The organism is Streptomyces sp. NRRL F-525 (assembly GCF_000716605.1).
Lineage (GTDB): Bacteria > Actinomycetota > Actinomycetes > Streptomycetales > Streptomycetaceae > Streptomyces.
This window is the reverse complement of sequence record NZ_JNXE01000006.1, coordinates 74,001-98,876: the sequence shown is the minus strand read 5'-3', so window position 1 is coordinate 98,876 and position 24,876 is coordinate 74,001. Positions and strand designations below refer to the sequence as shown.

General features: G+C 69.9%; 20 protein-coding genes. 12 read left to right on the top strand and 8 right to left on the bottom strand.

Annotated features, from left to right (window positions below; translation table 11 throughout):
• Positions 1 to 93 precede the first annotated feature (93 nt).
• The gene (locus OO69_RS11275) at positions 94 to 1,929 is read right to left on the bottom strand and encodes a glycoside hydrolase family 15 protein (RefSeq protein ID WP_033280374.1); all 1,836 of its coding nucleotides are present in this window, start codon (positions 1,927 to 1,929) and stop codon (positions 94 to 96) included.
• 153 nt (positions 1,930 to 2,082) lie between these two features.
• Between OO69_RS11275 and OO69_RS11270 the strand changes: the two genes are divergently transcribed.
• The 5 genes from OO69_RS11270 to OO69_RS11250 all read left to right on the top strand — a co-directional run bounded on the left by OO69_RS11270 (position 2,083) and on the right by OO69_RS11250 (position 6,718).
• Positions 2,083 to 2,271 carry a hypothetical protein gene (locus OO69_RS11270; RefSeq protein ID WP_033280373.1) on the top strand — a complete coding sequence of 63 codons (189 nt, stop codon included), beginning with the start codon at positions 2,083 to 2,085 and terminating at the stop codon, positions 2,269 to 2,271.
• A gap of 69 nt (positions 2,272 to 2,340) precedes the next feature.
• Positions 2,341 to 3,744 (top strand): Si-specific NAD(P)(+) transhydrogenase, encoded by a 1,404-nt coding sequence (gene sthA / locus OO69_RS11265; RefSeq protein ID WP_033280372.1) that lies wholly within the window; start codon positions 2,341 to 2,343, stop codon positions 3,742 to 3,744.
• Between the two features lie 225 nt (positions 3,745 to 3,969).
• Positions 3,970 to 5,442 carry an APC family permease gene (locus tag OO69_RS11260; protein WP_033280371.1) on the top strand — a complete coding sequence of 491 codons (1,473 nt, stop codon included), beginning with the start codon at positions 3,970 to 3,972 and terminating at the stop codon, positions 5,440 to 5,442.
• A gap of 11 nt (positions 5,443 to 5,453) precedes the next feature.
• Complete coding sequence (locus OO69_RS11255; protein WP_033280370.1) at positions 5,454 to 6,413, top strand: hypothetical protein; 960 nt, start codon at positions 5,454 to 5,456, stop codon at positions 6,411 to 6,413.
• A 44-nt stretch (positions 6,414 to 6,457) separates the two neighbouring features.
• Complete coding sequence (locus OO69_RS11250; protein ID WP_033280369.1) at positions 6,458 to 6,718, top strand: hypothetical protein; 261 nt, start codon at positions 6,458 to 6,460, stop codon at positions 6,716 to 6,718.
• A 3-nt stretch (positions 6,719 to 6,721) separates the two neighbouring features.
• On the opposite strand, the gene OO69_RS11245 is transcribed toward OO69_RS11250, so the two are convergent.
• The 3 genes from OO69_RS11245 to efeU all read right to left on the bottom strand — a co-directional run bounded on the left by OO69_RS11245 (position 6,722) and on the right by efeU (position 11,388).
• The gene (locus tag OO69_RS11245; protein ID WP_199810924.1) at positions 6,722 to 7,882 is read right to left on the bottom strand and encodes a HoxN/HupN/NixA family nickel/cobalt transporter; all 1,161 of its coding nucleotides are present in this window, start codon (positions 7,880 to 7,882) and stop codon (positions 6,722 to 6,724) included.
• 147 nt (positions 7,883 to 8,029) lie between these two features.
• The gene (gene efeB, locus OO69_RS11240; protein ID WP_033280368.1) at positions 8,030 to 9,301 is read right to left on the bottom strand and encodes an iron uptake transporter deferrochelatase/peroxidase subunit; all 1,272 of its coding nucleotides are present in this window, start codon (positions 9,299 to 9,301) and stop codon (positions 8,030 to 8,032) included.
• Positions 9,302 to 9,357: 56 nt separating this feature from the next.
• Entirely contained in the window at positions 9,358 to 11,388 is a 2,031-nt protein-coding gene (gene efeU, locus OO69_RS11235; protein WP_033280367.1) for an iron uptake transporter permease EfeU, read from the bottom strand.
• 210 nt (positions 11,389 to 11,598) lie between these two features.
• Here efeU and OO69_RS11230 point away from each other — a divergent pair, with 210 nt between their 5' ends.
• From OO69_RS11230 to OO69_RS11220, 3 genes are read left to right on the top strand one after another with little or no spacing between them, the layout of a single operon-like run.
• Positions 11,599 to 12,276 carry a DedA family protein gene (locus OO69_RS11230; protein ID WP_033280366.1) on the top strand — a complete coding sequence of 226 codons (678 nt, stop codon included), beginning with the start codon at positions 11,599 to 11,601 and terminating at the stop codon, positions 12,274 to 12,276.
• Positions 12,273 to 12,878, top strand: coding sequence for a phosphatase PAP2 family protein (locus tag OO69_RS11225; protein WP_106971003.1), 606 nt, complete (start codon positions 12,273 to 12,275; stop codon positions 12,876 to 12,878). The genes OO69_RS11230 and OO69_RS11225 overlap by 4 nt, the downstream gene beginning before the upstream one ends.
• Positions 12,875 to 13,582, top strand: coding sequence for a phosphatase PAP2 family protein (locus OO69_RS11220; RefSeq protein WP_033280365.1), 708 nt, complete (start codon positions 12,875 to 12,877; stop codon positions 13,580 to 13,582). Before OO69_RS11225 ends, OO69_RS11220 begins: the two co-directional genes overlap by 4 nt.
• A 58-nt stretch (positions 13,583 to 13,640) precedes the next feature.
• On the opposite strand, the gene OO69_RS49785 is transcribed toward OO69_RS11220, so the two are convergent.
• From OO69_RS49785 to OO69_RS11200, 4 genes are all read right to left on the bottom strand, one after another.
• Positions 13,641 to 14,324, bottom strand: coding sequence for an ATP-binding protein (locus OO69_RS49785; protein ID WP_063744427.1), 684 nt, complete (start codon positions 14,322 to 14,324; stop codon positions 13,641 to 13,643).
• Positions 14,325 to 14,467: 143 nt separating this feature from the next.
• Positions 14,468 to 15,472, bottom strand: coding sequence for an MEDS domain-containing protein (locus tag OO69_RS11210; protein ID WP_051800920.1), 1,005 nt, complete (start codon positions 15,470 to 15,472; stop codon positions 14,468 to 14,470).
• Positions 15,473 to 15,561: 89 nt separating this feature from the next.
• Complete coding sequence (locus OO69_RS11205; protein WP_234444404.1) at positions 15,562 to 17,877, bottom strand: ATP-binding protein; 2,316 nt, start codon at positions 17,875 to 17,877, stop codon at positions 15,562 to 15,564.
• 223 nt (positions 17,878 to 18,100) lie between these two features.
• Complete coding sequence (locus tag OO69_RS11200) at positions 18,101 to 20,209, bottom strand: alpha-galactosidase (RefSeq protein WP_033280364.1); 2,109 nt, start codon at positions 20,207 to 20,209, stop codon at positions 18,101 to 18,103.
• Positions 20,210 to 20,378: 169 nt separating this feature from the next.
• On the opposite strand from OO69_RS11200, the gene OO69_RS11195 reads away from it, so the two are divergent.
• The 4 genes from OO69_RS11195 (at position 20,379) to OO69_RS11180 (ending at position 24,799) form a co-directional block, all read left to right on the top strand.
• Complete coding sequence (locus OO69_RS11195; protein ID WP_051800918.1) at positions 20,379 to 21,449, top strand: LacI family DNA-binding transcriptional regulator; 1,071 nt, start codon at positions 20,379 to 20,381, stop codon at positions 21,447 to 21,449.
• 142 nt (positions 21,450 to 21,591) lie between these two features.
• Positions 21,592 to 22,905, top strand: coding sequence for an ABC transporter substrate-binding protein (locus tag OO69_RS11190; protein ID WP_033280362.1), 1,314 nt, complete (start codon positions 21,592 to 21,594; stop codon positions 22,903 to 22,905).
• Between the two features lie 77 nt (positions 22,906 to 22,982).
• Complete coding sequence (locus tag OO69_RS11185) at positions 22,983 to 23,948, top strand: carbohydrate ABC transporter permease (protein WP_199810923.1); 966 nt, start codon at positions 22,983 to 22,985, stop codon at positions 23,946 to 23,948.
• Positions 23,945 to 24,799 carry a carbohydrate ABC transporter permease gene (locus OO69_RS11180; RefSeq protein WP_033280361.1) on the top strand — a complete coding sequence of 285 codons (855 nt, stop codon included), beginning with the start codon at positions 23,945 to 23,947 and terminating at the stop codon, positions 24,797 to 24,799. The genes OO69_RS11185 and OO69_RS11180 overlap by 4 nt, the downstream gene beginning before the upstream one ends.
• Positions 24,800 to 24,876 lie beyond the last annotated feature (77 nt).

Genomic DNA, 24,876 nt, shown 5'->3' with positions numbered 1-24,876 from the left:
TCAACGGGTTCGACACGGGACATGACGCGGTAGTTGTGGCGTCACGGAGGGCTGTGACACCTCAGTGACGTTTGTTGCGCGACACGGACGGGATCAGCCCAGGGCCTTGTCCAGGTTGAACGCGGCGCTGATCAGGGCGAGATGGGTGAACGCCTGGGGGAAGTTGCCCTGTTGCTCGCCGGTGCGGCCGATCTCCTCGGCGTACAGGCCGAGATGGTTGGCGTAGGTGAGCATCTTCTCGAAGGCGAGGCGGGCCTCGTCGACGCGGCCGGCGCGGACCATGGCCTCGACGTACCAGAAGGAGCAGATCGAGAACGTGCCCTCGTCGCCGCGCAGGCCGTCGGGGCTGGCTTGGGGGTTGTAGCGGTAGACCAGGGAGTCGGAGACCAGTTCCTCGGTCAACGCGTCCAGTGTGGAGAGCCACTTGGGGTCGGTGGGGGCGATGAACTTCGCCAGCGGCATCATCAGCAGCGCGGCGTCGAGGACGTCGCTGCCCTCGTACTGGACGAAGGCCTGGCGTTTGACCGACCAGCCGCGGTCCATGATGCGGCGATAGATGGTGTCGCGGCACTTCAACCAGTGCGGGAGGTCGGCGGGCAGGCCGCGGCGGTTGGCGAGGCGGATCGCGCGTTCGATCGCGACCCAGCACATCAGGCGTGAGTAGAGGAAGTTCTTGCGGCCGCCGCGGGTCTCCCAGACGCCCTCGTCGGGCTGGTCCCAGTTGTCGCAGACCCAGTCGACGAGGGCGCACACGTCGTCCCACTGGGAGCTGGAGATGGGCTCGGCCCACTTGTCGTAGAGGTAGATGGAGTCGATCAGGGCGCCGTAGATGTCGAGTTGGAGCTGGTCGGACGCCGCGTTGCCGACGCGGACCGGGGCGGATTTCTGGTGGCCTTCGAGGTGCGGGAGTTCGCGTTCGGTGAGTTCGGTGCGGCCGTCGATGCCGTACATGATCTGGAGCGGGCCGGAGGGGTTGCCGTCGCCGGGGCTGATGTAGCGGGTCACGAACTGCATGAACGCCTTCGCCTCGCCGGTGAAGCCGAGGCGCAGGAGCGCGTAGACGCAGAAGGCGGCGTCGCGGATCCAGACGTAGCGGTAGTCCCAGTTGCGCTCGCCGCCGAGCTGTTCGGGGAGGCTGGTGGTGGGGGCGGCGACGATCGCGCCGGTGGGGGCGTAGGTGAGCAGCTTGAGGGTGAGGGCGGAGCGGTGGACCATCTCGCGCCAGCGGCCGCGGTAGCGGGACTGGGAGATCCAGCGCCGCCAGTAGGCGACCGTCGAGACGAACTCGTCCTCGGCCTCCTGCCGGGCGCAGGGGCGGGAGGCCACCTCGCCGTCGACCTGGTCGAGGGCGAACACCTCGGACTCGCCCTCGTCGAGCTTGAAGTCGGCCCACACGTCGACGTCGTCGCACTCCAGGGGGACGGTGGCGGTCAGCGCGAGGGACCTCTCGGCGGACTCGAAGAGGGCCACGTCGCCGACCATCCGCGCGGTGTGCGGAGAGGCGCCGTAGTCAAACCTCGGGGCGACCCGCGTCCGGAACGGGACCGAGCCGCGCACGCACAGCACCCGCCGGATCAGCCGGTGCCGGGCGGACGCGTCCGACTCCCCGGTCACCGGCATGAAGTCCTGGACCTCGCCGACGCCCTCCTCGGTGTAGAACCGGGTGATCAGGACGTTGGTGTCGGGGAAGTAGAACTGCTTGGTGCGCGCGGGCACGGAGGCGGCGAGCTCGAAGGAGCCGCCCCGCTCCGCGTCCAGGATCGCGGCGAAGACGCTGGGGGCGTCGAAGGACGGGCAGCAGTACCAGTCGATCGTGCCGTTGGTCCCCACCAGGGCCACGCTCCGCAGATCGCCGATCAGTCCGTGCTCGGCGATGGGCAGATATCCGGGTCCGGTGGGGGTGTCCTGCTCGGGCGGGGTCTCGACCATCGCGGCAGCCTCCCTGGTTCGGGCCCGCGGGGGCCGGTTCCAGCTTAGGTTCAGGTTCTCGATCGGCCACTCTTCCGGATGCACACTGGGGATGGGCGGGGAATCGTGGGAGTGGGACCCACGGCACGTGCCCAGTCTCAGGGAGGAAGCACCATGTCGACAGCACAGCCCGACGACCGCGCCACACCGGACGCCCTGCTGCACGCCCGCACCGGTACGGAGGTGGCCCCGGAGGACGTCGTACTCGCGGCCGGCCGGGACGTGACGCCGGAGAATCTGGAGTGGGCGCGGCGGAAGATCGAGGTCGAGGGGGCGGCGGCGCTGGACAAACTGCTTCCTTAGCCGTCTCGCCGGCACCTGGTTACCCGTTCACCCTTTCGGAGAAGGCACCCCGGCTGACAGACTCCGGAGGTGCCCGACTTCGACATGCTTGTCATCGGTTCAGGACCGGGTGGCCAGAAGGCCGCCATCGCCGCGGCCAAGCTGGGCCGCCGGGTCGCCGTCGTAGACCGCCCCGACATGGTCGGCGGGGTCTCCATCCACACCGGGACCATCCCCTCCAAGACGCTGCGCGAGGCGGTGCTCTATCTCACCGGTCTCACCCAGCGCGATCTGTACGGGCAGAGCTACCGCCTCAAGGACGACATCACCGTCGGCGACCTCACCGCGCGCACGCAGCACGTGGTCAGCCGTGAAGTGGACGTCATCCGCAACCAGTTGTCCCGCAACCAGGTCTCCCTGTTCGCCGGCACGGGCCGCTTCGTCGACCCGCACACCGTCGCTCTGACCGAAATCACCGGCCACGAACGGCTGTTGACGGCCGAGAACATCATCATCGCCACCGGTACGCGTCCCGCGCGGCCGGACACCGTCGAGTTCGACGGGCGCACCATCATGGACTCGGACAACGTCCTGGACCTGCCCAAGGTCCCTCGGTCCATGGTCATCGTCGGCGCGGGCGTCATCGGCATGGAGTACGCCTCGATGTTCGCGGCGCTCGGCAGCAAGATCACCGTGGTGGAGAAGCGCGCCGGGATGCTCGACTTCTGTGACCTGGAGGTCATCGAGTCGCTCAAGTACCACCTGCGGGACCTCGCCGTGACCTTCCGCTTCGGGGAGACCGTCGCCGCCGTCGAGCGGCACACCAACGGCACCCTGACCGTCCTGGAGAGCGGCAAGAAGATCCCGGCCGACGCCGTGATGTACTCCGCGGGACGGCAGGGCCTGACCGACGAACTCGACCTGGACAAGGCCGGGTTGTCCGCCGACCGGCGCGGCCGGATCGATGTCGACGAGAACTTCCGCACCGCGGTGCCGCACATCTACGCCGTCGGCGACGTCATCGGCTTCCCCGCTCTCGCGGCGACCTCGATGGAACAGGGCCGTACGGCCGCGTACCACGCCTGCGGTGAGCCCGTGCACCGGATCGACGACCGCCAGCCCATCGGCATCTACACCATCCCGGAGATCAGTTTCATCGGGAAGACCGAGGACCAACTCACCGAGGAGTGCGTGCCGTTCGAGGTCGGGATCTCCCGCTACCGCGAACTCGCGCGCGGCCAGATCATCGGCGACTCGCACGGCATGCTCAAGCTGCTGGTCTCCCCCACGGACCGCACCCTGCTCGGCGTGCACTGCTTCGGCACCGGCGCGACGGAACTCATTCACATCGGCCAGTCGGTGATGGGCTGCGGCGGCACGGTCGACTATCTCGTGGACGCGGTCTTCAACTACCCGACGCTCGCGGAGTCTTACAAGGTCGCCGCCCTCGACGCGACGAACAAACTGCGGCAGATCGACCGACTCGGCGACTGACCGTTCACAGGAGATTACTCGCTGGTCAATCTTGAAAGGTCAAGAGGTACGGCTATCATCACACCCACACACGGTGTGACCGTCCGCCGACGCAGCGGTTCAACGGGTATCCACCACCCCCTATTTGTTGTTCCGACCGGCCACTGACCCGAGGCCACCCCTCTCCGGGTCCGGGGCCGGTTCGCGCAACCCCCCACGTCGTGCAAGACGGAAAGCAGCGCATCCATGAGCAACAACAGGGGCAGAGGGCTGCAGGCCAACGCCCTCGGTACGTTCGACACCGTGGTGATGGCCGTGGCGGGCAGCGCACCGGCGTACTCGCTGGCCGCGACCACCGCGGTCCTGGTCGGTGCGGTCGGCCTGGCCAGCCCGGCGGCGCTCCTCTACTGCGCGATACCGATGCTGGGTATCGCGCTGGCGTTCAGCTATCTCGGCCGTATCGACGTGAACGCGGGGGCGAGTTACTCCTGGGTGGGCCGCACCCTGCACCCCTTCCTGGGCTTCATCAGCGGCTGGGCCCTCGTGGTCTCCGCGACCATCTTCATGGTCGCCGGGTCACTGCCCGCCGGGTCTATGACACTGTCGCTCTTCGACCAAGGCCTCGCGGACAACACGGCGTTGTCGACGGTGGTCGGCGCCGCGTGGTTCGTCATCATGCTGCTCGTGGTGCTCGGCGGGGCCAGGCTCACGGTCCGGGCCCAACTCCTCATGTCCGGTGTGGAGTTGAGCATCCTGGCGCTGTTCGCGGTGTTCGCCCTCGTCCACACGGACAACGCCCGTGCCTTCGACTGGTCCTGGCTGGGCTTCAGCCACTTCGACGGGGTGTCCGGCTTCGCGTCGGGCGCGCTCATCGCCGCGTTCTACTACTGGGGCTGGGACGTCACCAGCAACCTCAGCGAGGAGACCCGCAACAGCCGTCGTACGACCGGACTCGCGGGCCTGATCGGCGTCGGCATCGTCTTCCTGCTCTTCGAGGTGTTCACCATCGCGGTGAACATCATCCTGACCTCGCGGCAGATCGAGAACAACGACGCCAACGTACTGGCCGTGCTCGGCGACGAGCTGTGGCCGGGCTGGGGCGGCAAGTTGCTGATCGTGTCGGTGATGCTGTCGACCATCGCGACGCTGGAGACCACCCTCATCCAGGTCACGCGGTCGCTGTTCGCGATGGGCCGCGACCGTACGATGCCGGCCGCGCTGGGCAAGGTGCACCGCACCTGGAACACCCCGTGGGTCGCGATCACCGTGGTCGGCGGGGTGGCGCTGATCATGTTCATCGCCTCGAACGCGCTCGGTTCAGTGGGCGAGATCCTCTCCGACGCGATCTCGGCGATCGGTCTGCAGATCGCCGTGTACTACGGCCTCGCGGGCCTCGCGGTCGTCGTCGCCTACCGCAAGATGCTGTTCAAGTCGGCGGCGAACTTCCTCTTCGGCGGACTGTGGCCGCTGCTCGGCGCCCTGTTCATGTTCTGGATCTTCGTCGAGTCGCTGGGCGACCTGAGCAACGCGGCGATCACCATCGGCATCGGCGGACTGGCCGTGGGGCTGGTCCCGATGTTCTGGTACTGGAAGCAGGGCAGCGACTACTACCGCCCCTCACGCCTCGACGCCACCCGCACCGTCGAGACGGACTACGTCCCGGACGACTTCGTGCCCGAACAGTCCCGGGTCCATCAGGGTCTCCCGACCGACTTCTGAGGGGCACCCCGATGGCGCGAGACCGCTACACCCCCGACTTCGACCCCGACTGCGGGGACGCTCCGCTCAGTTCGGCCCGCCAGGACATCGTCATCGGCCGCTGGCAGGGCCTGCGGGACCTACTGCGGAACACCGGCGCGCACTGGCTGGGCCGGGGCCACCGGGTCCGGACGCTCGCGCAGGCCTGCGCGAGCAGTTCGACGGTCGAGTCGTGGCTGGCCGCCGAGCCCCACAGCGGCGACGCGCTCACGCTGCGCGCGGCGACGGAGACGGCCCGCGCGTTCAACATGGCCATCGCGGCGGGCCGGGGCGTGCCGATCGACCGGAACCGCATCGACGCCGCCGTGATGGCCTGCCTCCAGGCCTCGGAGGCATACCCGGACGACCCCACCCCGTGGATCTCCCTGATCTCCGTGGCCCGCCTCTATCCATCAGGCGTACGGCGCCAGGAACTCGCCCGCTGGTGGGACGAGTTGCACCGCCGCGACCCCTACAGCGTCGAGGGCCACCTCCAGGTCCTCCACTACTACTCCTCCCGCTGGCACGGCAGCCACGGCCTGATGTACGACTTCGCCCGCGACGCGGCGGGCGTCGCACCGCCCGGCTGCACCCTTCCGGTGCTGGTGCAGTACGCCCGCGTCGAGGAGTACCGCTACGCCCTCGACGCCGCGAAGGGCCACCAGGCCGCGGTGGGCCTCGGCCAGCACTGGACCCACGACGGCGCCGTCAGCGACGTCCGCCGCACCTGGCAGCGCTGGATCACGGCCCGCGAGGACGGCCCCTTCCCGCCCGGCGAACTCCGCGACCTCAACTACCTTGCCCACGCGGCCTGTTACGCGGGCACGAAGGACATCTCGACGACGGTCCTGGGGATGATGGGGCGCCGGGCGACGACGACTCCGTGGTCGTACACCGGGGACGCGGAGAAGCAGATCGTGAAATGGCGGAGGGAGTTGGGGGTACGGACGTGACACTGGGATGAGCCGAAAGTCGCCGCACAAGGAGGTCGTACGCCATGACTGACTCCGAGCTGGCCGCGCTGCGGGAGCGGGCCCGAGGCGGGGACGTGGACGCCGTGGACGAGCTGGTTCAACTCGCCGCCGAGCGGGGCGACTTGGCCGAGCTGCGGCGGCTCTCCGATGGCGGGAGCGCGACCGCCACCGACCAGCTCATCGAGACCGCCACGGAGCTTGATGATCTGGACGAACTGCGGCGGCTTGCCGACGGGGGCAATGCGACCGCCGCCGAGCAGCTTGCGGACCTCGCCGCTGAATAGCCGTTATTCCGCGGACTGTTCCGCCGGTTGGGCCAGGTGCGCCGTCCACTTGTCCTCGATGCGGCCGAACTTCCAGACCAGCAGGGCCACGATCCAGGTCGCGAAGAACAGGCCGACGATGAGGAAGCCGATGACGTTGAGGTCTAGGCCCGCGACCCAGTCCCAGAAGAAGCCGTGGAGGTCGAGCTTCTCGGCGAACAGGCCCAGGAGTTCGACCGTGCCGATGATCAGGGCGACGGCGACGGACAGGCCGGTGATCGTGAGGTTGTAGTAGACCTTGCGGACCGGCTTGGAGAAGGCCCAGCCGTAGGCGAAGTTCATGAACGTGCCGTCGATCGTGTCGAGCAGCGACATACCGGCGGCGAACAGGACCGGCAGGCACAGGATCGCGTACCAGGGCAGGCCGGACGCGGCGCCCGAACCGGCGAGCACCAGCAGCGCGATCTCGGTCGCCGTGTCGAAGCCGAGGCCGAAGAGCAGGCCCAGCGGGTACATCTGCCAGGACTTGGTGATCGACTTCATGAAGCGGCCGAGGATGCGGTTCATGAAGCCGCGGTTGTTCAGCTGCTCCTCCAGCGCGGCCTCGTCGTAGTGCCCGGAGCGCATCTGGCGGAACACCTTCCAGATGCCGGCCATGATGACGAGGTTGATGCCCGCGATGACGTAGAGGAACGTGCCCGAGACGGTCGTACCGATCAGGCCTGTGACGTCGTGGAGTTGGGAGTTGTCGTCGCGGACCGGGTTGGCCAGGGCCTTCACGCCGAGGGAGAGCAGGAGGGTCAGGCCGAAGACGATGCTGGAGTGGCCGAGCGAGAACCAGAAGCCCACCGACAGCGGTCGCTGGCCCTCGCTCATCAGCTTGCGGGTCGTGTTGTCGATCGCGGCGATGTGGTCCGCGTCGAACGCGTGCCGCATGCCGAGCGTGTACGCGGTCACGCCCATGCCGATGCCGAAGGACTTCTCGCCGACGCTGTAGTGCCCCGGCGCCACGATCCACACGAGCGTGAACCAGCCGATGACGTGCAGCCCCAGCACGAACGCGGCCATCCCGCCGACCCGGGTCCACTCCTGCCGCGTCATCGACGTGCGGACGCGGTGCCAGAGCGAGGGCTTCGCGCCGGCCGTGACGGGGAGGGTCGACGTGGATTCAGGGGCGGCCGTCATCTAGGAGGGTCTTTCTTCCGGGTACGGGTGTGGCTGTGCGGTTGCCGCGAGCAACCTCGTGCCATCCTCCCGTACCTGCAACCCATTCGCAGTAACGGTCGGCAAAGACCACGGCAGGTCTTGCCCAAAGGGAGGAAAAATCCCTGGTCAGGTCGCCAGCAAACCCCTGCCGAGCCAGTCCTTGGCGTCCTTCACACCCGGCAGCGCGTAGAAGTAGCCGCCGCCGGTCGGGGAGATGTAGTCGACAAGAGGCTCATCGATCAGCCTCGTCTGGGTCGCCTCGAACTGCCGCCGCACGTCCTGCTGGTAGCAGCAGAAGACCAGGCCCATGTCGAGGTTGCCCACGGCGTCGACGCCCCGGTCGTAGTTGTAGCCGCGGCGCAGGATGCGCGAGGTGTCGGTGGCGGCGGTGCGCGGGTTGGCGAGGCGGATGTGGGCGTCGAGCGGGATCGCCGTGCCCTTGGGGTCCTTGGCGTAGTGCGGGATGTCCGTCTCCTTGGCGCCGTCCAGCGGGGCGCCGGTGTCCTTGCGGCGGCCGAACATCAGCTCCTGTTCGCTGAGCGAGACCCGGTCCCAGAACTCGACGAGCATGCGGATGATCCGGATCACCTGGTAGCTGCCGCCGCTCGCCCAGGCCGGTTCGTCCTGGCCGTCGCCGACCCAGATCAGCCGGTCGGTCTCGCGGGTGGACTTCACATCGGGGTTGGCTATGCCGTCCTTGAAGCCGAGCAGGTTGCGCTGGGTGCCGGTGGGGCGCGGGGTGTTCTGGAAGCCGTCGACGCGCCACTTGATCTGCACGCCGCCGCGCGTGTGCCGGGCGATGTCGCGCAGCGCGTGCAGCACGGTGTCCTGGCGGGCGCCGCACACCTGGAGCGACAGGTCACCGTGGCACTCGGCGGCGCGCAGGTTGTCGTTCGGGAACGTCTTCATCGGGGTCAGCCGACGCGGCTTGGCCTTGGCGAGCCCGTAGCGGTCGTCGAAGAGGGACGCGCCCACACCCACGGTGACGGTGAGGGCGTCGGCGGGAACGTCCGGTCCGAGGATGCCGTTGTCGGCGGGCGGCGCGCCGACGCCGAGGTCGGCGGGGGTCCCGCCGGAGGTGAGGAACCGGGCCCGTCCGGTGATCGTCCGCAGCAGCTCGGTCAGTTCGGCCCGGTTGTCGGCGATCACGTCGAGCGAGACGAAGGTCGCGGCGGCCGGGGCGGGGGTGAGGATTCCGGCCTGGTGGGCGCCGTGGAAGGGCACCTTGGCGGCGTTGGTCGTGTCCGCGGCCTGAGCCTCTGCACTCCCGCCGGTCTCGGCGAGCGCGAAGGCTCCGCCGGCCAGCACCGCCCCGGCGGCCCCGGCACCGAGCGCCGTCCGCACGAAGGAGCGACGACCGGCTCCAGCCGGACAGCCAGGGGTTTCGGCGGACTGCATCGGACGGGTCCCTTCATTGCGCGCGTTCTCGGAGCCAGGTGTGTTCTCGGTACTCATCAGGCGGACTTCCTGATCTCCAGCAGGTCGGGCACCGGCGCCAGATCCTCCAGCAACTGCCCGGTGGCACCGTCGAGTCGAGCCTTCGCCGTACCGTCCAACTGCTCGACCGGCGTCCAACTCCCGCCCCGGTGCGCCGAGTCGAGGAGCTTCTGCAGCCGGGCGATGTCGGCGTCGACGCCGGGGAGCAGCTTCGGCGACTCCTTGGTCAGCAGCGGCTTGAGTACGGTCAGCAGCTCACGCGTGCCCGCGAGGTTGCTGTCGACGGTCGCGAGGTTGGTGCCGCTGCCCTCGTCGGTGTCACCGGTCAGCTCGAACTGCAGGGCGTTCTCCAGGATTTCGTGGGCCCGCAGCGGCAGGTCCCCCGGGTCGAAGTCCTGAGTCGGGAACGCCTTCCGCAACCCCACCACCGCTGCGGCGAGTTGCTGCGCGGGCACCTTCAACTCGCCCGCCGACTGGCCGTGCCAGAGCCCGTACTCGATGCGGTGGAAGCCCGCGAAATCCTTGTCCTGGACGCCCCCGGCCAGCCCGTCGGCCCTGCCGTTGATCTTCTGGTCGAAGTCCTCGAAGGTGCCGTAGGCCGCGCCGAGGGAGGAGTACGTGCGGTGCGCGGTCAGCCAGTCGGTGCGCGCCTTGGCGAGGTGGTTGCCGGCGATGTCGTCGCTGAGCTGCCGGGTCTGGGTGACGAGCGTGGCCAGGCCCTGGTCGACGTACGCCTTGTAGGTCTTCAGGGGTGCGGCCAGGTCCTTCTCGGAGACGGGGACGACCGCCTTCACCGCGCCTCCCCCACCGCTGACATGGACCGTGGCGGAGGTGACGGCCTTCGCGCCGGTGGGTACGCAGCGCCAGGCGTACGAGCCGCCCGCGACGGTGGCGACCAGGTCCCGGGTGGTGCCGGGAGCGAGGCCCTCGACCTCGCCGTAGACCGCGTTCGTGGCGGGGTCGATCAGGTACACCTCGGCGGTCTTGTCGCCGGTGTTGTGCATCTGGAAGGTCTGGCGGCCGGTGTCGGGCGCGGTGAAGCCCTTGCCGCACTCCGTCTCGGAGACGGCCACCGTCTGCGAACTCGCGGGCTTGGGGCGGGAGATGGCGACGACGAGACCGGCCACGACCGCCGGTACGGCCACCACGGCGACCGGGACGACCCAGACGGGCCGGCGGCGCGGCGACGGGGCGGGCTCGCTCAACTCGGCGGGCGTGGGCGCGGGTTCGGGCGCCTTCGTCTTCACACCTCGCACGAACAGCGGCATCACCACCGCCAAGTAGCCGACGTAGCCCACCACTTGCAGCCAGGTCATCGTGGGCATCAGGTTGAACACGCCCTGGATGAGGGTGCTGTACCAGGAGCCCGCGTCGACACTGCCGCTCAGGTCGAAGGCGTAGGAGGTCAGGCCGGGGAGGACGCCGCCCTCCTGGAGGTCGCGCAGGCCGTAGCCGAGGACACCGGCCGCGATGACGATGAGGACGACGCCGGTGGCGGTGAAGAACTTCGTCAGGTTGATCCGGAGGACCCGGCGGTACAGGCCCCAGCACAGGGCCGCCGCGAGGACCAGCCCGATAGCGGCGCCGGTCAGGGGGCCCGCGGACTCGCCGGCCGCGCGGGCCGTGGTCCACAGGAACAGGGCCGTCTCCAGGCCCTCGCGGCCCACCGCGAGGAACGAGGTGAGCATCAGCACGCCCGCGCCCATGCCGAGCGCGCCGGTCACCTTCTCCTTGATCTCGCCGGAGAAGGTGCGGGCCGAGCGGCGCATCCAGAACACCATCGCGGTGACGAACGCGACGGCGATCACGCTGAGGACACCGCCGAAGGCCTCCTGGGCCGTGGCGGAGAGGTTCGCCGCGGTGAAGGTGAGGACGGCGCCGAAGCTCAGCGCGAGGGCGATCGCGGCCAGGACGCCCGTCCACACCTGCGGCAGCCGGGACTTGGCGTCGGCGCGGACGAGGGTGGCGACCAGGATCGAGACGATGAGTCCCGCCTCCAGCCCCTCCCGCAGCCCGATCAGAAAGCTCGGAAACGCGTCGTCCCACATTGGGTGCGACCCCTCCTGGGTTAGTGCAGGCATGCCTTACTTCGCGGACCATCATGACTACATGCGTGTAGTCGATCAGTCATGAATCGGCAACGTCCGGGCAAAAGTGCGGAACTCCTCGCCCTCTGCAATCGTCTACAGTTGAGTAGACCGTCTACAGATTTGTAGTCAGAGACGTTTGTAGTCATACCTGCGGAAGGGCGCGCGCCGATGACCACACCCCTCGACCTGGCCTCCCAGCTCGCGGTGAACGTGCTGGACGCCAGGTCACTGCTGGCCGCCTTCGGTGTGCTGGGTGTCGGCGTGGTGATGTTCGCCGAGACGGGGCTGCTGATCGGGTTCTTCCTGCCCGGCGACTCCCTGCTGTTCACGGCGGGGCTGCTGTGCTCCGGCGGCGCCGACAGAGCCGTGAAGCTGTCGTTGCCGCCCCTGCTGGTCGCGGCGGCGGTGGGCGCGCTCGCCGGGGCACAGTGCGGGTATCTGCTCGGGCGGAAGGCGGGCGGCGCGCTGCTCGCCCGCAGCCGCTCGGCCCGCCTGCACGAAGGCGCCCGGCGGGCCGAGGAGTTGCTGGAGCGGTACGGCTACGCGAAGGCGGTGGTTCTGGCGCGCTTCGTGCCCGTAGTACGGACGGTGCTGAATCCCGTGGCGGGCGCGCTCGGGGTGCCCGTGCGGACGTTCACCGTGTGGCAGGTGGCCGGTGGTCTGGTGTGGAGCCTGGGGCTGACGCTCGCCGGGTATGCCCTGGGTTCCTCGATCCCGAACGTCGACAAGTACCTCCTGCCGATGGTCGCCCTGATCGTGGTCGTGTCGCTGCTGCCTCTCGTCGCCGAGGTGTACCGCTCCCGCAAGGCGTCTCGGGCGGCGAAGGCCGGGGAGGTGCGCGGATGATCCTCGTCGCCTTCCAGGGATCGTCGATCGACGGCGAGGCCTACACGGATGTGGTCAACTCCGCCCAGCACGCGCCCGGTTGGCTGGACGGCGCGGTCTCGGCGTGGTCGACGTACGGGCTCGTGGTGTTCGCCGTGCTGATGGTCGTGGGCTGGTGGCGGGCGCGCCGGGTCGGTGCCGAGGCGGCGGTGACGGCGCTGGCCGTGCCGGTGGTCGTGGTCGCCGCGTACGGCATCGACTCGCTGCTCAAGTCGGCGGTGCGGGAGAGCCGGCCCTGTCAGACCCTCCGGGTGGTCACACTGGAGGCGTGTCCGATGCGGGGCGACTGGTCCTTCCCCAGCAACCACGCGACCATCGCCGCGGCGGCAGCGGTCGCCCTGTTCTTCGTCTCCCGCCGCCTCGGTGCGGTCGCCGCCGTGGCCGCGCTCGCGATGGCGGGCTCCCGGGTCTGGGTCGGCGTCCACTATCCGCACGACGTCGTGGCGGGCGTGGCGGTCGGCGCGCTCCTGGCGCTCGGTGCGATGGTCCTGCTGAAGCGCCACCCCGGCCCCCTGACCCGGCGGATCACGGCCACCCGGCTGCGACCGCTGCTGGTGTCATGAACCGCAAGGACGTCTCCGAGCTGGCGGGCAGCGCGGGCCTCGGCGCCTGGACCGCGTTCGGCGTGCTGACCATGGTGGTGCTCGGGCACGAGGGCGCCCCGCTCTTCGGGGACGAGGACGCGGTGTCCTGGTCCGTCGCGCACCGCCCGGACGTGGCGCTTGCGGTCGCCCGCGGTCTGACCGCGACCGGCACGGGCGTCATCCCGTACGCGCTCCTGATCCTCGCCGGACTCCTCACCGGCCGCACCGCCCGCCAGCGCCTCCTCGCCGCGACCCTGGCCCCGGCCTGCCTCGCCACCGGCCAGGGCCTGCGCTACGGCGTGATGGAACTGGTCTCGCGGCCCCGCCCGGCGCTGGGCAACTGGGCCACGCACGCCTCGGGTTGGTCCTTCCCCTCCGGCCACACCACCACGGCGGCGCTCACCGCCGGTCTGTTGATCCTCGCGATATCCGTGCGCGCCCCGCACGGCAGAACCCCGCTCTGCCTGGCCGTCGGCTGCTGGGGTGCGTTGGTCGGGCTGACCCGGGTGTATCTGGGCGTGCACTGGTTCACGGATGTGGTCGGTGGCTGGCTGTTCGCCGTCGGCTGGCTCGGGGTGTGCGTGTGCGCGGCGGCCTGGTGGCTGCCGACGCGGCTGACAGCCGACGAGGCGGATCCGGCCGGGCCCAGCACGGAACCACCGCGTGAGCGGACCCGCCCGTAGCCGCGCTCAGCGGTAGGCGTGCTCGAACCGGTAGGCGTGCTCAAAGCGATAGGCGTGCTCAAGCGGAAACGGCGGCCGGTGCCGGACCATGGGCCGCCCGGGACACCGTGCCCGGCACCGGACGCCGTGGGCGGTGCCGGCCGAGCAGTCCGAGGTCCTCGGTGCGGTCGCCGTCAGGGCTGTAGTGGTGGTCCGCCCGCTCGTGATCCAACTCGGCGCAGCCGTGCGCTACTTGAGCCCGTGGCCCGGCCGGTGCCGGAAGGTGCACATCTGTCCTCGCCGCGTCGTCACCCGTGCTGTCCGACGCGTCAATCTCCAGCTCGAACCACACTTCCTTGCCCTCCTCCACGAGCCGGCTGCCCCACCGGTGGGCGAGCGCGTCGACCAGGAACAGCCCGCGGCCGTTCTCGCTGTCGGGGTCCACGTCGAGGCCGTCGTCACGCTCGACCCGCCGGTGCGGCGGCCGGGGAAGGTGTCGCCGCTCGTCCGCGACCTCGCAGCGCAGGATGCCGACGCCGAGGGACAGGGTGAGCCGGTAGCGGCCGCCCGCGTGCACGACGGCGTTGGTGGCGAGTTCGCTGACCAGCAGTTCGGCGATGTCCACCAGGCTCTGGAGGCCGTACTCGGCGAGCCGTTTGCGGACGAGTTCCCTGGCCTGGCGGACCGAGGACTTTCCCGGGCCCAGGATCGTGGTGCAGCCGTCGCCCACGGTCGGCAGGCCGCGTGGACGGTCGTTCGGCATGGTCGTTTCCCTTCGGCCCCTGGGGCGTTCGGCTCGTGCGGTGCGAGGCCGGGTCCGCCAACAGACCCGGCCTCCTGTCCACCATGCGTCCGCCCTGCCCTTCGAGGCGCGGGGGGAACTACCCGAATCCGCGGGCCGGTTCGTCAACCTGCCGATACGAGAGCCGTCTCCATACGGATGGTCCACCCCTCCTTCGCCCCGTCGCCGGACCTCATGTCCACGAACTCGCAGACCTGGCGGGTGTGCCAGAGCCCGTCCTCCGGCCGTACCTCGGCACCTGGCGGCCGGAAGCCTAGGAACGGGTCGGTGATACGGCCGCGCTGGGCGCGCAGTTCGCAGATGACGCGCTGCCGGGTCGACCACAGCCGCAGGTCTGCGCGGTCGCAGCCCTGGGAGGCGGCATACCGCGTGGCGCCGGACACGGCCTGCCCGAAGCGGGCCGCCTCGTCGGGTGCCATGCCGCGCGCCCGCGCCTGCTCCGCCGCGAACCGGTGACCGGCGGTCAGGTCCCCGTCGAGGCCGACGCCGACCGCGTCCCCGGGCGGTGCGGGCAGCGGCCCGAGGCCCTGCATCGCGTAGACGGCGGGTTCCGTGAAGAGCGAACTGGGCTGGACGCCTTGCCGGTTGAGTTCCGTCGGGTGGGTGTGTCGGGCGGCGTCGACGACGTCCGGCGGTGCGGTCCGGGTGTCGTACAGGCACATCAGGTCGGGCGGGGCGCCGGTGAAGAGCTCGGTGGCGAGGGCCTCGTACCGCTTCCACTCGGGGATCTGGCGCGGCGTACGGCCGTCCCAGACCGGCTCGCCCGTCATGTGGAGCAGGCCCTCGGGGCTCGCGTGCGTGACGTAGTAGTCGAGGGCGGTGGCCATGCTGTTGGCGGGGCTGCCGCGGTACCAGCGGGCCGAGTCGCGGAAGTCGACCTGGCGGGCGTCCGGGCCGAGCGTGTCCCGTAGCAGGTCGAGTTTGCGCGGGGTGGTGATGACCACCGGGTCCGGTTCGTCCTCGGCGACGATGCCGTCCCTGAGGAACGGCACCACCACCGCCAGGAACTCCTCGTCGGACGAGTGGATGCCGGCGTGGTGCTTCACGGGCGGGACGGGTGGGACAGGTGTGTTGGGCGTGGTGGGTGTCGTGGGTTCTCCGTGTGCCATCGGTCTGCCTTCCTTCTCGTTCGGTTCGCGGCCGTACGTGATCTCTGCAGTTCGTGGTCCCGGCGGTACGCCGTCCCAGCCCTACGGCATCAGGGGCGGGTGGCCCGGCGCGACTGGGCCCAGACGGCGACCTGGCTGCGCGAGGTGAAGCCCAACTTGCTGAGGATGCGCTCCACATGGCCCTCCGCCGTGCGCAGCGCGACGACCAGCCGGTCGGCGATCTGCTGGTTGGTCAGCCCTTCGGCGATCAGTTCGGCGACCTCCGTCTCGCGGCGGGTGAGCGGGCTGTCGAGCACCGGCCGGGGCGCGGACTCCCGCTCGCCCAGCGCGTAGGCCACCGCGTGGTCCGAGGTGAGGTCGAGGCCCTCGCGGTAGGCGCACTTGAAGCCGTCGCCCAGCAGTGCGCGGGCGCCGTCCTCGGCCTCGGTGCGCACCGGGCCGTGGGACGGGGTGCGGTCCAGTGCGACGTGGGCGTCCTGCCAGATCCGTTTGGCGGCGCCCAGCAGCACGGCGGCGGAACGCCCCTCGCCCTCACGGGCGTTGACGGCGGCGAGCAGTTCCAGCGTCATGCCGATGCCGAACACGTCACCGACCGCCCGCTTGAGCCGCAGGCACTCCCGGGCGTGCACCCTGGCCACGACCTGGTCGCCCTTGGCCCACTCGGCGAAGGCCAGGATGCGCAGGAGGTAGGAGTGGATCCACTGTTCGCCGTAGGTGCGGCAGACCTGCCGGAACTCCTCGCACAGGGCCATGGCACGGTCGAACTCGCCCTGGATCGCGAGGACATGGGCCAGTTCCACGTACTTGAAGCCGACGAGGCTCATCGACTCGCCCTCGCGCGGCGGGAGCGCGAGCGCCTCCTCGTACACGGCCCGTGCCCGCGTGTAGTCGCCGCTGATCAGGAGGGCACCGCCACGGCCGAAGAAGGTGTGTGCCACCTCGGCCTCGTCGCCCAGCCGCAGGGCGAGTTCGCGGGCCTCCTCGACGAGGGGTGCGGCCCGGCCGGCGTTGCCCTGGCTGAGCAGCATCAGGGCGAGGGCCCACAGGGCGCGGGCCCGTGCGACGCTCGGCTCGGGGGCGGCGGCGAGCAGGCGCTCCAGCCAGTACCTGCCCTCGACCAGGGCGCCGGTCGCGAACCAGAAGAACCACAGGTGCCCGGCCAGCTTCAACCCGGCCCGCAGCTCCCCCGGTGTGTTCAGGCAGAACTCGAACGCCGAGCGGATCAGGTCCGACTCCGCGTGCAGCCGCCGTACCAACTCCGGCTGGTCGGGGCCGAACCAGCGCTCCTCACACTCCTCGACGAAATCCAGGCACCAGTCCCGCACCCGGCGCCGGGCCGCCTCCTCCGCGCCCGCCCCGTCCTCGCGGAGCCGGTCGAGGCCGTACTGCCGGATCGACTCCAGCATCCGGTACCGGGCATGGACGGCGTCGCCGTCCCGGACCAGCAGCGACTTGTCGACCAGCCCGGCCACGGCGTCCACCAGTTCGTCGCGGTCGAGACCGGGCCCGGCACAGACCTCCTCGGCCGCGCCCAGGTCGAAGCTCCCGGCGAAGGCCGAGGCGCGCGCCCACACCGTCTGCTCCTCCCGGGTGCACAGGTCGTGGCTCCAGTCGACGGCCGCGCGCAGGGTGCGGTGGCGCGCCAGAGTCTCGTCACCGCCCGTGCTGTCGGCCAGCAACCGGTAACGGCGGTCGAGGCGTTCGAGCAATTGCTGCACTCCGAGGGCGCGCATCCGTACCGCCGCCAGCTCGATCGCGAGCGGCAGCCCGTCCAGCCGACGGCACAGGGCGGCCACCGCGTCCTGGTTGGCCGTGGTGAGGGCGAACCCGGGCAGGACGGCGGCGGCCCGGTCGGCGAAGAGGGCCAGCGCCGGGTACTCCAGCGCGGGCCTGGGAGGCAGCGGCTCGCCCGGCGTGGGAGTCGCCAACGGCTGTACTTCCAGGACGTGTTGGGCGGTCACGTCCAGCGGATGTCTGCTGGTGGCCAGCACCCGCACCGCCGCGGTCTCCGCGAGGAGCGTTTCGACGAGCCGCGAGCACGCATCCGCCAGGTGTTCGCAGTTGTCCAGGACGAGCAGCGACTCCCGGTCCTGAAGATGGTCGACGAGGACCCGCACCGGTGAACGGCCCGACACGTCACGGATGTTGAGCGCCTCGATCAGGGCGAGCGGCACGAGCGAGGCGTCCCGCACACCGGCCAGCTGCACGATGTGCACCCCGTCGGCGAAGGCCCGCTCCAGCCGGGGCACGGCGTGCAGCACCAGCCGGGTCTTGCCGACACCGCCCGTCCCGGTCAGGCTCACCAGCCGGTGGGCGGCCACCAGACGCTTGACCTCGGCGGTCTCCTGACGCCGGCCGACGAAACTCGACGCCCTGACGGGTCGGCCGATGTTCTGCCTTGTCACGGATACCTGCACAATCGGTCCCGCCTCCGAAAGTGGACTTCAAGAACTCTAGGGGCGGTACGTGGATGAAGCATCCACAGCCCGGCATTGCCACCTGAAGGCGCTTTCCTGACGGAATGTGCACGAAATCTGTCGCATGGCGATCACCAGTGGATCAGCCGTGCACCGACGGCGCTGGAGTCCCCCGGCCCACCGGACGGGAGGACTCCACCGGCCGTACGACTCAGCCGGCGCTCAGCCGGACGAGCACAGCGGTGTTCGCACGAGGCAGCGACACCGCCAACTGCCCCTCGGCCGCGTCCCATTCGGCGCCCGCGTCCGAGGTCCCCGGATACAGCACGGTCGCACGGACAGCGGCACCGCGCAGATGCGGGACCGTGAGCGTGCGGCCGGTGTCGTCCGACTGCCGCCGCCAGACCATCACGTACGTCGAGTCCGCCCCGCGCAGCCCGTGCGCGATCCACCCGTCCTCCCACCCGGGAAGCCCCAGCGGCCAGAACGGATGTCCCGTGCCGATCTCCTCCCGGACCTCCTTGTAGGTGGAGACGGCCGAGCGGACGAGGTCGAACTGCTCGTCGTTCATGAGGTTGATGAAGCCGGAGAGGTGGATACGGCTGAGCAGCGGACCGGTGAGGGTGAAGGCGATCTCGTCGAGCGTCTGGTCCGGCTGGGGGTACGCCCACACCGCGGCCTGTTCGGGTGTGGCGGCGGTGGCGGCCGCCGCGGTGATGGGCGGATAGCGCAGCGGGTCCTGCTGGTCGCTGGTGGACTGGAGCTGGGCGACGGCCAGTTGGGCGTAGTCCATGCGCAGACCGCCCGATCCGCAGTTCTCCAGGACGAGTTCGGGATGACGGTCGAGGAGTCCGGCCATCCAGTCGAGGTGGGCGCGGTGGTGCCCGAGCAGTCCGGCGCCCGGGCTCTCGGTCCCGTTCTCCGTGCCGGGGCCGATGTTGATGTTGTAGTCGAGCTTCAGATAGCCGACGCCCCACTCCCCCACCAGCCGGTCCACGACCTCGTCGAGATGCGCGCGGGCGGCCGGGTGGCGCAGGTCGAGGTGGTGCCGTCCGTGTTCCGTGACGCGCAGACCGCCGCGCCGGAAGAACGCCTCGGGGGGCAGGGTCCGGGCCAACGGGCTGCGCACGCCCACGACTTCGGGTTCGAGCCAGAGGCCCGGGGTCATCCCGCGCTTGGTGATGGCGTCGAGGACTTCCTGTATGCCGCCCGGGAAACGGTTGGGCGCGGGCTCCCACGCGCCGACGGAGTCCCACCAGCCCTGGGCGTCGTCGTCGTACCAGCCCGCGTCGATGACGAAGACCTCGGCGCCCGCGTCCGCCGCCGACTCCACGAGCGGCAGGAGCCGTTCGGTGGTGGGGTCGCCGTTCAGGGTGTTCATGTAGTCGTTGAAGATCACCGGGAGGGTGTGGTGGTCGGGGTGGTCGCGGCGGATGCCCCGGCGGTAGTCCGTGAGGGTGCCGAAGGCAGCGTCCAGGCCGCCGGTCTCCGCGCGGACGAGGACGGCGGGGACGGTGGTGAACTCCTCACCAGGAGCGAGGAGTTGGTGCCACTGGTGGTGGGCGTCGTCGGGGCCGAACAGGGCGAGGTAGGCCGCGCCCTCGCGTTCGCCGGTCTCGTAGCGCCAGCCCGCGCTGGACTCGATCTGCCACAGCCAGGCATTGCCCTCCGGGTCGGTGAGGGCGGCGACCGGGAGGTGCCGTCCGGTGGACCAACTCCCCTGCGAATAGCGCTCGAAGCAGCCGCGTCCCTCACGCCCGTGTGCGAACCGGCTCAACGGCACGACCTCGTCGCGGAGTTCGGCCCGGCGCCAACGGCATTCGGCGAGCCAGTCGTTGTCCGCCCAGTGCAACGTCAGTCCGTCGAGGCCGTCTTCGGAGCGGGAGGAGGTGATCCCGCCGAGGGTCAGGGTCGTCACGCTCTCCAACCGGAGCGGTTCCACACCCTCGTTGGCCAGCCGTACCCGCGAGCGCAGGAAGGACGCGCCTGGGTTCGCCTCCAGGGTGACCTCGGCGGCCAGGCCGGTCACCGGGTCCGCGAGCCGGATCGTCGTACGCTCCAGGCCGCCGTCCCGCAGTGTCCGCGTCTCGTGGTCGCGGTAGGCCAGGCGCTCGCCGATGGCCGTCTCGATAAAACGTTCCCCCGACCACAAACGCCCGTGACCGGTCGCGGTGACCTCGACAAGGGGGACGAGGCGGTCCCAGTCCTGGCCGGAACTCCCCAGTCTCACCGACCCGTTGGCGTCCAGGACGGCGTGCAACCCGAGCTCCGGGTGCGACCAGATACGGGACCTCTCGGCTGTTTCGACGACACCGGTCAACGCAATTTCCCCTTCTGGGACGGTTCGGTACTGCGGCTCTCGTATGGACGCTGAGCTGGTGCTTCTCGCCCGGTCGGCGGGAACTCGCCGCTCCGGCCGGTGTGTTCGAAAGGTAAATCCCCAGTTACGGTCTCTTGACGCCCACGTTGTGACCGCTCACAATCCTCGCATGGATGTGACCGGTCACACAAGCTCCGGCGGCCACGGCGACCCCCCTCAGGGACCGCAGAAAGCCGCCAGTATCCGCGACGTCGCGGCTGCCGCAGGCGTCTCCTACCAGACGGTCTCGCGGGTCATCAACGGCCACCCGAACGTCAAGGAGGAGACCCGCAAGCGCGTCGACGCGGCCATCCAGGCCCTCGGCTTCCGGCGCAACGCCACCGCGTTCGCCCTCGCCAGCGGCGTCACCCGATCGGTCACGGTCATCACCTCGAACACCGTCCTCTACGGCTACGCGGCCACCCTGCAGGGCCTGGAGGAGGCGTCCCGCGCCGCCGGATACGCGCTCGGTGTGCGGGTGGTGACCCCGGAGGACGACCTGGACCGGACGATCGCCTCGGCCGCCGACACCGGTGGCGGCCTGGTGGTCATCGGCTACGACCGGATCGGCGCCGCCGCCCTGGACCGCGTACCGGCACATGTGCCGTGCGCGGCGCTGGTGGAGGCGCCGCCGCCGGGCCGGACACCCGGCCGTCCGGCGGTGTGGGCCGACGACCGCGAGGCGGCCCGTGCCGCCACCGAGCACCTGCTGTCGCTCGGGCACGCGAACGTGCACTACGTAGCGATTCCCGCCTCGACCGGAACCCGGCGCCTGGCGGGCCCCCGCGCCGAGGGCTGGCGCCAGGCACTGGAAGCGGCCGGCGTCACCCCGCCCCCGCCGTCCGGCAAGGGCTGGGACGCCCAGGCCGGTTACGAGGCCGGGAAGAAGCTCGCCCGGGACAAGGACGTCACCGCGATCCTGTGCGGCAACGACGACCTGGCACTCGGCGTGCTGCGCGCCCTGCACCACGCGGGCCGACGGGTCCCGGAGGACATCAGCGTCATCGGCTTCGACGACGCCCCGCACTCCGCCTTCGTCACCCCGTCCCTCACCACCGTCCGCATGGACTTCCACGGTCTCGGCCGCGCCGCGTTCGGACTGCTGCGCGCCCAACTCGACGCCGATCAGCAGGAATTGGCGCCGGTACCGGCCGAACCCACCCTCATCCTCCGGGAGAGCTCGGGGCCGCGGGACGCGTGAACCGGGCCGGACGTCCGACCTCGCCGTATCCGTTACGCCCGCCCTGCCCGCGCCCGCCTTACCCGTCAGCCGCCCTCCCCACAGGCATCGCACCTCCGCAGTACCGCCCCGCCTCCCTTCCGCGTACGAACAAGGATCCGCCATGAGAAGAGCCGTCTCCGTCCTTGCCACCGCCTGTGTCCTCGGGCTGACCGCGACCGCGTGCAGTGACAGCACCGGTGGCGCCACGACCGCCGCGCCCGAGGGCTCGGTCAACCCGACCGCCTCCCTCAAGGGCGTCAGCCTCACCATGTGGGTCGCCCAGAACAGCGTCTCGGAGCCCAAGCAGGCCATCGAGGCGTTCGAGAAGGCCACCGGCGCCAAGATCAACACCGAGGTCATACCGGACCCGTACGAGTCGAACGTGCCGACGAAGCTGGCCTCGGGCGTCAAGCCGGACCTGATGTTCTGGCAGCCCACGGGCAGCACCCTGCCGTTCGTGCAGCCGGCCAAGAACCTGCTCCAGCTCGACAACGAGGACTGGGTCTCCAAGCTCGGCACCACGGAGAAGACCCTCGGCCAGGTCGACGGCCACCGCTACGCGGCCATCGTCACCAGCCCGGCCGTGCTCGGCGTCTACTACAACAAGGACGTCTTCGCGAAGGCCGGCATCACCACCATGCCGACCAGCTACGACGAGCTGCTCGCCGACGCCGCGAAGATCAAGTCGAAGGTCTCGGGCGTCGCCCCGTTCTTCGAGGTCGGCGGCGACAAGTGGCCGCTGCAGTGGCAGGTGCAGGCCCAGATGACGGATCTGCCGCAGTCCTTCTGGGACAACCTCAACAAGAACAAGGACAGTTGGACCAACAAGACCATCGTCGACGCGATCACCAAGTACAAGACGAAGGTCCTCGACGGCGGTCTGGCGCAGAAGAACTACAAGACGGCGACGTTCGTCGACCAGGGCAAGGCGATCATGGACGGCAGCGCCGCGATGGCCGTCAACGTCACCGCGCTCCAGTCGGAGATCCAGGCCACCGCCAGCACGGCGGACATCGACAAGAAGCTCGGCTGGTTCCCCATCGCCAACAGCTCGGCGAAGGCGGAGTACTCGCCGGACCAGACGAACGGCGTCGTCGCCTTCAACACCGGTGACACCAAGCGGCAGAACGCGGCCCGGCAGTTCATGTCCTTCTGGCTCGGCCCGGACTACCCGGCCTACATCAAGGCCAACAAGCTGGTGTCCGTGGAGCCTTCGGTGGCCAACCCCGACGGCCTGCCGCAGACCGCGATCGCCCAGGCCAAGGCCCTGTCCAGCGCCTCCGGTGTCTTCCAGGTCAAGGCGCTCACCGCCCCGGACATGCACCTCGCGCTCGCCGACATGATCTACGGCAAGAAGACCCCGCTCCAGGTCGCCCAGGCCGCCGAGGACCAGTTCAAGCAGGTCCTCAAGGCGCGCGGCGTCACCGGTTTCTGACCGGCGCCACTGAGCCAGCCCTTCCCCCCGGGCCGCCCGTCGGCGGTGTGCCCGGGGCCCGTACCGGAGGTAAGAAAGTGGTGGACACCGCCACGATGGACGCTCTCGACGCCCCGCGCGCGAAGAGCCGGGAACAGGACGAGGCCCAGGTCCGGCCGTCCCGGCGCAACCGGCTCCGAAGCAAGGCCAACCAGCCGTGGTGGTTCGCGCTGCCCGCGCTCGCCGTGTTCGGCGTGTTCTTCCTGCTGCCGAACCTGCTGAACTTCGTCTACCCGTTCACCGACTGGTCGGCGTTCCACTCGCAGATCGGCTTCGTGGGACTGTCGAACTTCAGCACCATCCTGCACGACGGGTCGATGGCCCGTGACATCCGCATCACCCTGGAGTACGCGGTCCTCGTGGCCGTCTTCCAGAACGGCTTCGGGCTCGCCCTCGCCCTGCTGCTGGAGCGCGACACCCGCTTCAACCGCTTCTTCCGCGCGGTGTTCTTCCTCCCGGTCCTGATCTCCGCGCTCGCCGTCGGCTACATCTTCCGCGCCCTGCTCGCCCAGGACGGCGCGCTCAACAGCGTGCTGTCCTCGCTCGCGGGTCACCATGTCGACACCCCCTGGCTCGGCTCGACCACCTGGACGCTGGTCGTGGTGACCCTCATCCACGGCTGGAAGTGGATGGGCCTGGCCATGCTGATCTACCTGGCGGGGCTGAAGAGCATGCCGGGCGATGTGCTGGAGGCGGCCCGGATCGACGGGGCCGGCTGGTGGCGCACCTTCTGGTCGGTGCGGTTCCCGCTGCTCGCGCCCGCCGTCACGTTCAATGTGACGACCGCGCTGATCGGCTCCATGAACACCTTCGACATCGTGCAGGCGACCACCGGAGGCGGTCCCGGCAGCGAGACCGAGGTCTTCAACATCTACATGTTCCGCATCTTCGGCCAGGGCCTGTACGCGCAGGCGTCCGCGATGAGCCTGGTGCTCTTCCTCATCGTCGTCGTCCTCGCCGTGCCCGTCATCGTCGGCCTGCGCCGCAGGGAGAACAACCAGTGACCACCGCTACCGCGTTCGCCCCCGCGCACCGGCGCCCGCTGCGCTGGGTCCAGCCGCTCGTCGTCCTGATCGTCGCCGGCGTCACCATCGGCATCCCGCTCTGGCTGGTCGCGGTCACCTCGTTCAAACCGCAGGCCGAGGCGATCAAGCCCAACCTCTCGCTGCCGCACCACGTCCAGGCCGCCGCGAACTACAAGCAGAGCTTCGACGAGGGCAAGATCGTCCAGGGCTTCGTCAACAGCCTCCTGGTCGTCGCCCCGTCCGTCGTCCTCGTTCTCCTCCTCGGCGCGGGCGCCGCCTGGGTGTTCGCCCGCCGCAAGGGCCGCCTGGTCAACACCCTGTACGCGCTGAGCATCAGCGGACTCCTGCTGCCGCCCGCCGTGATCACCATCGTCATGGAACTGCGCCAACTCGGCCTGGCCGGCACCCGTCCCGGCATGATCGGTGTCTACGCCGGGATGTACCTGTCCACCTCGATCTTCTTCATGACCGGGTTCATCCGCGCCCTCCCCGAGGAGCTGGAGGAGGCCGCCCGCATGGACGGCGCCGGTCCGGTCCGCGTCTTCTTCCGCATCATCCTGCCGCTCCTGCGCCCGGTCATCGCCACCGCCACGATCATGGTGATGCTCTACGCCTGGAGCGACATCTTCTACGCCTTCTTCGTCCTCGGCGGCGGCGACAAGGCCACCCTGCCGCTCAACCTCTACCAGGTCGCCAACGCCCAGCTGTACCTCAACAACTGGCACCTGATCTTCGCCTACGTCGTGATGATGAGCCTCCCCATGGTCCTCGTCTTCGTCATAGCGCAGCGCCGCATCGTCTCCGGCATCACGAGCGGCGCCGTCAAGTAGCCCCGGGGCCAGGCCAGTTGAGCCGCCCCGGTCCCCCGAAGTACCCCGACAGCCTCCCGCAACGCCGCGGGAGGAGG